The sequence below is a fragment of the Planomicrobium stackebrandtii genome (assembly GCF_030814955.1).
GTDB classification, from domain to species: domain Bacteria; phylum Bacillota; class Bacilli; order Bacillales_A; family Planococcaceae; genus Planococcus; species Planococcus stackebrandtii.
On record NZ_JAUSWB010000017.1, the window covers coordinates 1 to 11,098 of the forward strand.

Below are 11,098 nucleotides of genomic sequence, written 5' to 3' on the forward strand. Positions count from 1 at the left end.
CGCCGCCAGCGTTCGTCCTGAGCCAGGATCAAACTCTCCATTATAGAGTAGTGTTGATTGCTCAATACTGCTGGCGTACCGCCGTCCAAAGACGCGCGGTTCGCTTGTGATCTGCATGATGCTGATCAGTAAAGTGTGCGCGGGCCGTTTTGCGCGGCCGTTGCTGTTTGTTGACGTTTTGCTGTTCAGTTTTCAAGGTTCAGTTTGTTGCGCCGTTCTTGACGACTCCTATGATATTAAAGCATATAGTTCCGACTGTCAACACTTTTGGTAAATAAAATTATATTTATAAAACATTCCTTGTGAAACCCTCTTTCGCTTCTATAGGAAGAGTTTAAAAAAGAAGCCAGGAAAAACAGCTCTGTAAAGCCATTTTACTTGACTCCTTTTCTTTTCAACACTCATCTTCTTTTCATAAATACCTATTTATTCTTCTCTAACTACTATATGAAAAACACAATTAATCAGAATATTTCCCATTAATAAAGTTTTAAAGGCTCCTTTTTCCGGCACTTCCTTCTATAATTAAAGTTCACGCCGGCCTTCCAATGCCTTCGACAAAGTCACTTCGTCGGCATACTCCAAATCGCCGCCTACCGGAAGGCCATGGGCAATCCTGGTAGTCTTGATTCCTGAAGGTCTGACGAGGCGGGAAATATACATCGCTGTCGCTTCTCCTTCGATTGTTGGATTGGTCGCCAAAATCAGCTCCTCCACTTCTTCGTCCTGAAGACGTTTCAAAAGAGAAGGAACATTGATATCTTCTGGGCCAATCCCATCCATTGGAGAGATGGCTCCCTGCAGGACATGGTACAACCCTTTGTAATCGCGCATTTTCTCCATCGCAATTACATCCTTCGGGTCTTGAACCACACAAATCGTCGTACGGTCGCGCTGCTGATCCTGGCAAATATGGCAAGGATCAACATCGGTAATATGGCCGCATACTGAGCAGAAACTTAAGTTACGTTTCGCATCCACCAGCGCTTTAGCAAAATCAAGCACTGTGTCTTCTTTCATGCCAAGCACAAAAAATGCCAGCCGGGCCGCTGTTTTCGGCCCGATCCCTGGCAATTTCATAAAACTCTCCATTAACTTCGAAATCGGTTCTGGATAATGCATCTGGTTTACCTCCTAGAACATGCCCGGGAGATTTAAGCCCTTCGTGAATTTCCCCATTGTGGAATTCGCATGTTCATCCGCTTTTTTAAACGCTTCGTTCGTAGCTACAATCAAAAGATCCTGCAGCATTTCAACGTCTTCCGGGTCTACTACTGTAGGGTCCAATACAACATCCAATACTTCTTTATGGCCGGATACAGTAACTTTGACCATACCGCCGCCAGCTGCTCCTTCGAACTTCAATGTTCCAAGCTCTTCTTGGGCAACCGCCATCTCTTTTTGCATTTTTTGCATTTGCTTCATCATGCCTTGCATATTTCCTCCACCGCGCATAATTAGTTCCTCCTTAGAATTTTCATTTTAATCGTCATGAACTTCGACAAAGTCTTTTCCGAAAAGACGCTCGGCTTCTGAGATGAACGGATCTTCTTCCGCTGCAGCTCCTTCACCCGAAAACGGATTTTCTTCTTCAGCCTCTGACTGTTTTTCTTCAGTGCCTGCCTTCGATCCGCTCTTCTTGATAAATTCTTCACGGATTTTCAGCCAACTGGCGTCCGGAACAAAAACCGGCGTGTAGGCCTTGCCTGCATACTGCTCCAGCAACTGGCTGAAAGTTGCGGCAAACGTCTGGTTTTCCGAAGCCATCTGGCAATGAATATCATACTTGAATTTTAACACAAATGCATCCGCTGATGCCGCTACAGGCTCCGCGTCGTTCAATAAAGCCGAATGCGACCGCTGCAATTGGCTCATCACTGTTGCCCAGTTGGTTTTGATGGCTTGAATATCCATCTTGGTCGCATTTTTCAAGACATCCTGAATCCGTCCAGTCGGTATTTTAAAGCTGCTTTGCGCGCGCTGGCGTTTTTTCTGTTCCGCCGGTGCTGCCGCTGCACTGCTGACTGCTCCATTTTTCACCTGTTGCTGCAATTCGCGCACCAAATTTTCCAGTTGGATGACTTTCGCTTCGAGCTCAGGCGATACGGCAGAAGCTGTACTTTGGACCGGCACATCTGCCTGTGCCATTTTCAGCAACGCGGTTTCCATATAGATTTTCGTATGGTTTGAAAATCGCATTTCCTGCTGGGTTTTGGATAAAATGTCAATCCACGTATACAGCGTCGCTGGCTCAAAACGCTTGGCCAACTCTTCAAAACGCGGTTCATGCGTCGCCAACTCCAACATATCGTGAAGGTCAGGTGCAGTTTGGATCAACAGCAAATCCCGGAAGAAAGTAATGAAATCTTCCACTAGCCGCACAGGGTCTTTGCCGTCGCGAACCAGTTGTTCCAGCAGCGTCAATGCCTGGCCGATGTCTTTGGCAAGCAATGCTTCTGCAATGCCATAGAACATGTCCTGGCTGATCGAGCCTGTGACGAGCAGCGCGTCTTCGACTGTCATCTCGTCGCCACTGAAGGATACAACCTGATCCAGCAGGCTGAGTGCATCCCGCATTCCGCCTGCTGCAGCTTGGGCAATTATTTTAAGTACTTGTTCGTTATAAGGAATCTGTGCATCTGTCAGCACTTCTACCATACGCGAAACGATATCTACCTGTGTATGCGATTTAAAATCAAAGCGCTGACAACGGGAAATGATCGTCAATGGCAGTTTGTGCGGTTCTGTTGTCGCCAAAATGAAGACCACATGTTCCGGCGGCTCTTCCAATGTTTTCAACAGCGCATTGAAAGCACTGTTCGACAGCATGTGCACTTCATCGATGATATAGATTTTAAAGCGCGAGTTAGCCGGTGAAAACCGGACTTTCTCAATGATTTCACGCATCTCTTCTACACGTGAATTGGAAGCTGCGTCAAATTCAATGACATCCGTATTGGATCCTTCATTGATGCTTCTGCAGGAAGCACATTCGTTGCACGGTTCCGCTGCGGGAGCCTGCTCGCAATTCAATGCTTTGGCGAAGATCTTAGCTGCACTGGTCTTTCCTGTCCCTCTCGGCCCTGAAAATAAATAAGCATGTGTTGTCTTATTGTAAAGGAGAGCGTTTTGAAGGGTTTGTTTGACATGCGTCTGACCTGTCATATCAGAAAAGGACTGGGGTCTGTAAACACGGTAAAAAGCTTGATACGCCAACTTGTTCTCTCCTTTTAACTAATCTATTTTTCGTCCTATCATTATATCATAAAAGACTGGCCTTTCTGAACGATTTCAACGATTGGCGCGTAAGGATTCCGCAAACAAAACAATAAAAAAACCTGTCCGCTGCAAGAGCGGACAGGTTTGAATTTACATATTATTGCCGTGCACCTTTCTTCGACTGCTGCACATAAGCGTTACCCTTGTCGCTGGCTCGATCTAGGCGATCCCGCGGCACATGGAATGTTCCACTTAATGCTGCTTCCTTCCGGACCTGACATGGTTCATGGGATTCCATTGCGCAGGACCCAGATGTCAACACTACGTGCAAGAGGCAGACCTTACATACAAACAGCCTCAGAAAGGAATTCAGTCCTGCTAAAGCGGATTGCAGGTTACAGGACACCGCTATCTTCCCACCTAGCACGGCATTTACTAGTATACGAATTATTCACCAAAAAATCAATCGATAAGTTTATTAATAAATAATCATAAGTGCTTAAAGCCGTCCTTCAGAGGTTTGACAATTCTAAAAAGCCCTAGCGTTCTCTGCAAAGACAGGCTGACTGACAACCTTATGACTTAAATGCGAACATATAAAGATGAATTGCAGGATGAAAAATTGTTGAGCAAAAAAAATCCGGTCTCGCCTGTTCAGGCAAGACCGGATTACAGCAATTGGAGAAGTTTATTGGCTGATACTGACATCTTTAAGTTTATAGATGCCCGCAGAATCAATTTCAAATCCTGAGACCGTATCTGCTATGCCGTTCAAATATTCCTGGTGCAGCAAGAACGCCATCGGAGCATCATCCGTTAAAAGCTGCGCGACTTCCGCATAGATTACTTCACGCTCTTCCGGATCTGTTGCTCTGCGTCCTTCGTCAAGCAACTCGTCCACTTCGGAATCAGAGTAGAACGAACGGTTTCCAGGATTCCCAATTTGTTCGGTATGGAACAGGCCGTACATTTGATAATCGGCATCGCCTGTCGGGTTGGAATAACCCAAGATGAACATATCGTGTTCCCCGGCGGCTGTTTGATCAAGGTAAGCTCCAAATTCCAATACTTCAATAGAGGCTTCGATATTCAATTCTGCCAAAGCTTCTTGGACAAGTACTGCGATTGCTTGGCGCTGTGGGTTATCGTTGGTCCAAATCGTAGTCGCAAAACCTTCTTCCATTCCTGCTTCCGCTAGGAGTGACTTTGCTTCATCCATATTGTATTCAATTGTATCGATATCATCAGTGTAGCCAAAAATTCCTGGCGCTAACGGCCCAATTGCCGGAATAGCGTAGTCTTCGTAAATTCCGCTGATGATTGCTTCGCGATCAATTGCGTATGAAATCGCACGGCGCACTAACGGATCATCAAACGGTTCTTTCTGCACGTTAAATCCAAGATACGCTAAGCTCGAAGATGGCGTGCGCAATACAGAAGCTACACCGGAACTTTCAATCCGTTCCACTTCATTTGGCTGCACAGGATCAATGATGTGGACGTTGCCAGTTTCAAGATCTGCTGCACGAACTTGAGAATCAGGCACTACCCGGAACGCAACAGAATCTACGTTTGCCCCTTCTCCCCAATAATCTTCATTTTTTGTAAGCCGAATTTCCGAACCTGGATTCCAAGATTCGAATTTAAAATAGCCGGTTCCAACTGGATTTCTGGAAACTACAGAGAACGGGTCTTCCCCAGCTGCTATTGCCTCGTAATCCGCTTCGATGGAAGCAGGTGAAATCATCCCGCCGCTGCTATGGGATAAGTGAGAGAGCAATGGTGAAAACGGATATTCGGTTGTAATCTCCAATTCATACTCACTCACTGCTTCTACATTTGTAATCATTGCAAACAGGTTTGCGCGCGGAGAACCCAGTTCTTCATCACGGATTCGGTCTAAATTCATTTTTACGGCTTCCGCATTAAATGCTTCTCCGTCGTGGAAGGTGACCCCTTCTTGTAACTTGAACGACCATGTCAATTCATCAACTGCCTCCCATGACTCTGCAAGGCCCGGAATAATTTCGCTGTTTTCATCTGTCTCGACAAGGGTTTCGAAAATATTTTCCTGTACTACCGAAGAAGGAACATCATTTGCACCGTGCGGATCCAGAGAAGATGCATCTGACAGGACCGCTAAAATTAAATCTCCGCCTTGCGCTTCTTCGCCAGTCCCACTGCCGCCTTCGTCAGTATCCCCCTCACTCGTATCACTTCCCCCTGCACATGCAGTCAAAAAAAGAGCTAACATCAGCAATGATAAGACTGTCCAAACTGTTTTTTTTGATAGCGCCACATTTAATTCCTCCCTTTGATTTTATTTGACTGAATTTTTAAATTTAAAAAGTATTCTGATAAAAATATTATCATAGTGTTAAAATCTTTACAATAGAAACTAATTAGATAAATTTACAATCTTTTTGTTCATATTCTTGTGTATTTTCGTAATTTATGCAAATATTCTTATTAACAGTTTTTTATTTGCCATATTAAAAAAGGGGTGATTGACTTGAGCATGCAACGCATTCAAAACTTAAGGAGAGAATTGCAGTTCACCAACACAGACGCAGTTTTAATTACTTCGCCGGAAAACAGGTTCTATTTTTCAGGATTTAAAGGCTCCAGCGGTGTACTCCTCATCACTCAGGAAAAAAACTACTTACTGACCGACTTCCGTTATATGGACCAGGCCAGAGAAGAAGCGCCAGATTTCGAGATTATTAATCACGAACGAAACGTCAATCCAGTCATCACGAGCTACGTCAAAAAATTTGCTGTGCAAAAACTGGGCATCGAATTCGGCAAATTGACGGTCCAAGATTACAAGGAACTTGAAAATTTGAATCCTTCCTTGGAGCTGTTCAACTGCGAGAATGCCATATACAACCTCAGAATGATTAAGGACCATGAAGAAATCGGCTATTTCAAAAAAGGAATTGCTTTATGCGATCAAGCGTTTGATCACATTCTATCCTTTATTCGCCCGGGCATGTCGGAAAAAGAGGTGGGTTTGGAACTGGAATTCTTCATGAGAAGAGGCGGTGCAGATGGTATTAAAGAAAACCATGTGATTGCTTCCGGGGAAAGATCGTCCTTGCCGCACGGACAGGCTACCGAACGCATTATTAAAGAAGGTGATTTTGTAAAAATGGACATTGGAGCGAAAATCAATGGCTATTACACAGACTTTACCCGAACGGTAGTGGTTGGCGAAGCTTCCAAAAAGCAGCGGGAAATCTACAACATCGTCCGACGGGCACAAGAAGTGGCGTTAGAAGCCATTGGTCCCGGCAAAGTCTGCTCAGAACTTGATCACTTAGCGCGCTCTGTAATTGCAGAAGCAGGATATGGCTCCAACTTTGGCCACAGCCTTGGCCATTCTATCGGTCTGGCCGTGCATGAAAGTCCTGCCATGCGGGCCAATGATCACACTGTCCTGAAACCAGGCATGGTCATTACGGTGGAACCGGGAATTTATATACCCGGTTTCGGGGGTGTCCGCATTGAAGATTTTATTGTAATTACAGAGGACGGCTACGAAAATCTGACGACTGCCACAAAAGAATTGCAGATTATTGCTGTGTAATCTCTCTTTTTGTAAATTTTTTTAAACAGACCTTGGCTCGCACCTATCATTCTTCAAAAGATTTTAGTAAAATTAAATAATCTAATTAGTCAAAATTTTCGTTTTATAGAAAGGGTGCTTTTCATGAGTGAAGAAACAGTGAATCCCCCCGTCACTGCCCAAAAAATCAATCCGCGGATTGAAAGCTACAAGCAGTTTTGGCGGAGGCTGCTCAAAAACAAAGCAGCTGTTATTGGCGGTCTGCTAATTGTGTTTGTGGTGCTTATGGCTTTTATCGGACCATGGATCATCACCACATTTACTGATTATCGTCCGAACCAAACCGATTTGACGAACAAGCTCCAAGGCCCTTCTGCTTCCAATTGGTTCGGAACAGACAGTTTCGGCCGCGACATATTCACACGCCTTATTTTTGGGGCGAAACTGACTTTATATGTCGGATTTTTATCGGTCTTTATCGGCGGCATCATCGGAGTCATTTTTGGAATCATCTCCGGATATTACGGGGGACGTGTTGATGCGGTTATTATGCGGCTCATGGATGTCCTGCTCGCGTTCCCGGGAATTTTGCTGGCATTGGCAATCGTTGCCGTACTCGGCGGCAGTTTGACCAACGTCATCATTGCAGTTGGTATTTTCTCGGTTCCGGCATTTGCCCGTGTGGTCCGCGGCTCTACCTTGTCCGTACGAAAATTGGAATACGTTGATGCGGTAAGGGCGCTCGGCGCTTCCGATTTCCGGATCATCTTTAAGCATATTTTGCCAAACATCATGTCGCCGATCATCGTGCAGGCTTCATTGCGGATTGCGACAGCTATTTTGACCGGAGCCGGCCTGTCGTTTCTCGGTCTCGGCGCGCAGCCGCCTGCACCTGAATGGGGCGCTATGCTCAATGAAGGCCGTCAGTATATGTTCGAAGCCGGCCATGTCGCTTTATTTCCAGGCTTAATGATTGTTCTCGTGGTTCTCGCCTTTAATATTTTTGGCGATGGAGTGCGGGATGCACTGGATCCAAAAATGAAAAACAGGTGAGGTGTTGAACGTTGACAAAGTATATTATCCGTCGTCTTATTCAAACGATTCCCGTACTGATCGGTGTCACGATCCTGGTATTCTCGTTGATGCACCTGGTTCCTGGTGACCCAGCGCAGATTGTAGCGGGAGAAGGCGCTTCTGAACAAACAGTCGAAAATATTCGCGAACGCCTCGGCTTGAACGAGTCGATTCCCGTCCAATATGGCCGGTTTCTTGGCAATGCCGTCCAAGGAGACCTCGGTTCTTCAGTCCGCTCAGGGAGACCGGTTATGGATGAAATCGGCTCAAGGTTTTGGGTAACTGTTGAACTTGCCTTCTATTCTACAATTGTTGCCGTTTTTCTCGGCTTGATCGCCGGCATCGTTTCAGCTGTACGCCATTATACTCTTGCTGATACATCAATTATGATTGTTGCATTATTCGGCTTATCGATGCCCAACTTCTGGTTCGGCCTGCTCCTTATCCAATGGTTTGCGATCGGCAACTGGATGCCCGAATCGCTCGAGTTTCTAAAAATGCGCCCTTCCGGATGGGGTGACTCGTGGAGGCAGATCATCTTGCCGGTTCTGACGCTCGGAACAGGAGGTGCTGCAATCATTGCGCGGATGACCCGTTCTTCGATGCTGGAAGTTATCGGCCAGGACTATATCCGAACCGCACGCGCCAAAGGAGTATCCGAGCGGATTGTTACTTATCGGCATGCCTTGAAAAATGCATTGATTCCGGTTGTCACGGTTGTCGGCCTTGAGTTTGGCGGCTTTCTTGGCGGTGCGGTGCTGACAGAAACTATTTTTGCCATCAATGGCATGGGCCGTTTGACAATTGATGCCATTCGGACACGTGATTTCCCAGTTGTTCAAGGTACCGTGCTGGTTATCTCGGTAATTTTCGTACTCGTCAACTTGCTTGTCGATATTTCCTATCGTTTACTGAACAAACGAATTGATTTGAATTAGAAACGAGGTGTCCATGATATGAGCATTCAAGGAACTGAAGATATTATTTTGGAAGTAAAAAACCTGCAGACAATCTTTAAAACAGATACTGGAGATGTCAGGGCAGTCGATGGCGTCAGCTTTAAATTGCCAAAAGGCAAAACCATCGGCATCGTCGGTGAATCGGGTTCAGGAAAAAGCATCACTTCCCTGTCTATTCTGCAACTCCTTGCTTCCAACGGAAAAATCACTAATGGGGAAGTCTTTTACAAAGGCGACGATTTACTAAAACTCACAGAAAATCAAATGCGCAAGCTTCGCGGCAATGAAATCTCTATGATCTTTCAGGAACCGATGACTTCTTTAAATCCTGTCTACACCGTCGGCCAGCAAATCAGCGAAGCACTCATGCTGCATCAAAATATGTCTAAAAAAGATGCATTTATCCGGTCGGTGGAGCTATTGCAGCTTGTTGGCATCCCTTCCCCCGACAAGCGGGTGAAAAACTATCCGTTTGAACTTTCGGGGGGCATGCGCCAGCGGGTCATGATCGCGATGTCGCTCGCCTGCGATCCTGAAATTCTGGTTGCGGATGAACCGACAACTGCACTAGATGTAACAATTCAGGCGCAGATCCTGGAATTGATCAAAGAACTTCAGGACCGCCTCGGCATGTCGGTCATCTTCATTACACACGATCTTGGCGTTGTTGCCGAAACCTGCGATTATGTTGCCGTTATGTATGCTGGTCAAGTTGTGGAATACTCGGATATCCGAACCCTGTTTCATCAACCCAAGCTGCCTTATACAATCGGCCTGTTGAAGTCCTTGCCGCGCCATGATATCGAACAGGATAAGCTCGAACCGATTAAAGGGAACGTGCCAAGCCCTCACGAAATGCCGGTCGGCTGCCGCTTTTCGCCGCGCTGTCCGGCCGCGACCGATTTATGCCGCACGAAAATGCCGCAGCTCGAAACCGATGAAAACGGCAACCAGGTGCGCTGCTGGATTTATACAGATGAATGGACTGGAGAAGCGGAGGTGGACATTTATGGAGAAACAAGAATTGCTAAAAGTGGAGGGGCTAAAACAGTACTTCCCGATTAAAGGTGGCTTTCTCGGTCGTACCGTCAATCATGTAAAAGCGGTCGATGACATCAGTTTCACCATTTATGAAGGCGAAACCGTCAGTATTGTTGGCGAATCCGGTTGTGGAAAATCGACGACGGGACGGGCCATCCTGCGCCTTGAGGAACCGACAGAAGGAAAAGTGGAGTTCCGCGGCGTTGACCTTGCCGGTTTATCCAAGCGCGATATGCGGAAATACCGAAAAGACTTGCAGATTATTTTCCAAGATCCGTATGCCTCTATCAACCCTCGCCAAACTGTGGCTTCCGTACTGACCGAAGCGATGGATATCCAAAAGGTTCTGCCTGCCAACGAGCGCCGTGGCCGCGCCGAAGAACTTCTTGAGACTGTTGGATTGCTGCCGTATCAGGCCGACCGCTTCCCGCACGAGTTTTCGGGTGGACAACGCCAGCGCATTGGGATTGCCCGGGCGCTTTCGGTAAATCCCCAATTGATTATTTGTGATGAAGCTGTTTCTGCACTTGATGTCTCGATCCAAGCGCAAGTGCTCAATTTGCTCGAGGAATTGCAGGATGAATTTAAACTGACGTATCTATTCATTTCACATGACCTTGGAGTGGTTCGCCATATTTCGGACCGAATCATCGTCATGTATCTTGGAAAGATTGTGGAAATCGCAGATAAGTACAGCTTGTTCGAAAATCCAAAGCATCCATATACGAAAGCCTTGCTGTCTGCCATTCCGATTCCCGATCCGGACAAAAAGAAAGAACGGATCGTCTTACGGGGTGACGTTCCCTCTCCTATTGACCCGCCATCGGGCTGCCGCTTTCATACGCGCTGTCCGTATGCAACAGAGAAATGCCAAGTTGACGTACCAGAACTGCGCACTGCCTCATCAATGAAGGAAGGCCATGAAGCTGCCTGCCATTACATTGAAGAAATCGAATCTGGAGAAAAACAGCCGAATTATTAAGCTTTGTCCGGACGCTTGCACTCCAGGAGCGTTCGGGCATTTTTTATTCTTTTTCACCTGCCCCAGGCAAGCATTTTTTCTGTCAGCGAAAAAAATTCAATATTTTCTTTAAAAGTATTGACGGCTTTAGAAATTCATGATAAATTATTCCTTGTCTGATACGGAGGAATACCCAAGTTTGGCTGAAGGGATCGGTCTTGAAAACCGACAGGGGAGTCAAATCCCGCGGGGGTTCGAATCCCTCTTCCTCCTCCA

The 11,098-nt window shown here is 46.3% G+C and carries 9 protein-coding genes, 1 tRNA gene and 1 other RNA gene; 6 read left to right on the forward strand and 5 right to left on the reverse strand.

Features of this window, described 5'->3' with window-relative positions; genetic code table 11:
• Positions 1-525 precede the first annotated feature (525 nt).
• The 5 genes from recR to QOZ98_RS18835 all read right to left on the reverse strand — a co-directional run bounded on the left by recR (position 526) and on the right by QOZ98_RS18835 (position 5,518).
• The gene (recR, locus tag QOZ98_RS18815) at positions 526-1,122 is read right to left on the reverse strand and encodes a recombination mediator RecR (protein ID WP_008497656.1); all 597 of its coding nucleotides are present in this window, start codon (positions 1,120-1,122) and stop codon (positions 526-528) included.
• A 12-nt stretch (positions 1,123-1,134) separates the two neighbouring features.
• Positions 1,135-1,455 (reverse strand): YbaB/EbfC family nucleoid-associated protein, encoded by a 321-nt coding sequence (locus tag QOZ98_RS18820; protein WP_308788764.1) that lies wholly within the window; start codon positions 1,453-1,455, stop codon positions 1,135-1,137.
• Positions 1,456-1,482: 27 nt separating this feature from the next.
• Positions 1,483-3,216 carry a DNA polymerase III subunit gamma/tau gene (gene dnaX, locus QOZ98_RS18825; RefSeq protein WP_308788765.1) on the reverse strand — a complete coding sequence of 578 codons (1,734 nt, stop codon included), beginning with the start codon at positions 3,214-3,216 and terminating at the stop codon, positions 1,483-1,485.
• Positions 3,217-3,382: 166 nt separating this feature from the next.
• Positions 3,383-3,648: signal recognition particle sRNA large type (ffs, locus tag QOZ98_RS18830), an RNA gene on the reverse strand.
• Positions 3,649-3,907: 259 nt separating this feature from the next.
• Positions 3,908-5,518 (reverse strand): glutathione ABC transporter substrate-binding protein, encoded by a 1,611-nt coding sequence (locus QOZ98_RS18835; protein WP_308788766.1) that lies wholly within the window; start codon positions 5,516-5,518, stop codon positions 3,908-3,910.
• A 219-nt stretch (positions 5,519-5,737) separates the two neighbouring features.
• On the opposite strand from QOZ98_RS18835, the gene QOZ98_RS18840 reads away from it, so the two are divergent.
• The 6 genes from QOZ98_RS18840 to QOZ98_RS18865 all read left to right on the forward strand — a co-directional run bounded on the left by QOZ98_RS18840 (position 5,738) and on the right by QOZ98_RS18865 (position 11,098).
• Entirely contained in the window at positions 5,738-6,808 is a 1,071-nt protein-coding gene (locus QOZ98_RS18840) for a M24 family metallopeptidase (RefSeq protein WP_308788769.1), read from the forward strand.
• Positions 6,809-6,931: 123 nt separating this feature from the next.
• The gene (locus QOZ98_RS18845; protein ID WP_308788767.1) at positions 6,932-7,840 is read left to right on the forward strand and encodes an ABC transporter permease; all 909 of its coding nucleotides are present in this window, start codon (positions 6,932-6,934) and stop codon (positions 7,838-7,840) included.
• Positions 7,841-7,851: 11 nt separating this feature from the next.
• Complete coding sequence (locus QOZ98_RS18850; protein ID WP_142830890.1) at positions 7,852-8,799, forward strand: ABC transporter permease; 948 nt, start codon at positions 7,852-7,854, stop codon at positions 8,797-8,799.
• 18 nt (positions 8,800-8,817) lie between these two features.
• Positions 8,818-9,885 carry an ABC transporter ATP-binding protein gene (locus tag QOZ98_RS18855; RefSeq protein ID WP_308788768.1) on the forward strand — a complete coding sequence of 356 codons (1,068 nt, stop codon included), beginning with the start codon at positions 8,818-8,820 and terminating at the stop codon, positions 9,883-9,885.
• Positions 9,830-10,843, forward strand: coding sequence for an ABC transporter ATP-binding protein (locus tag QOZ98_RS18860; protein WP_142830894.1), 1,014 nt, complete (start codon positions 9,830-9,832; stop codon positions 10,841-10,843). Before QOZ98_RS18855 ends, QOZ98_RS18860 begins: the two co-directional genes overlap by 56 nt.
• A gap of 162 nt (positions 10,844-11,005) precedes the next feature.
• Positions 11,006-11,098, forward strand: a tRNA-Ser gene (locus tag QOZ98_RS18865).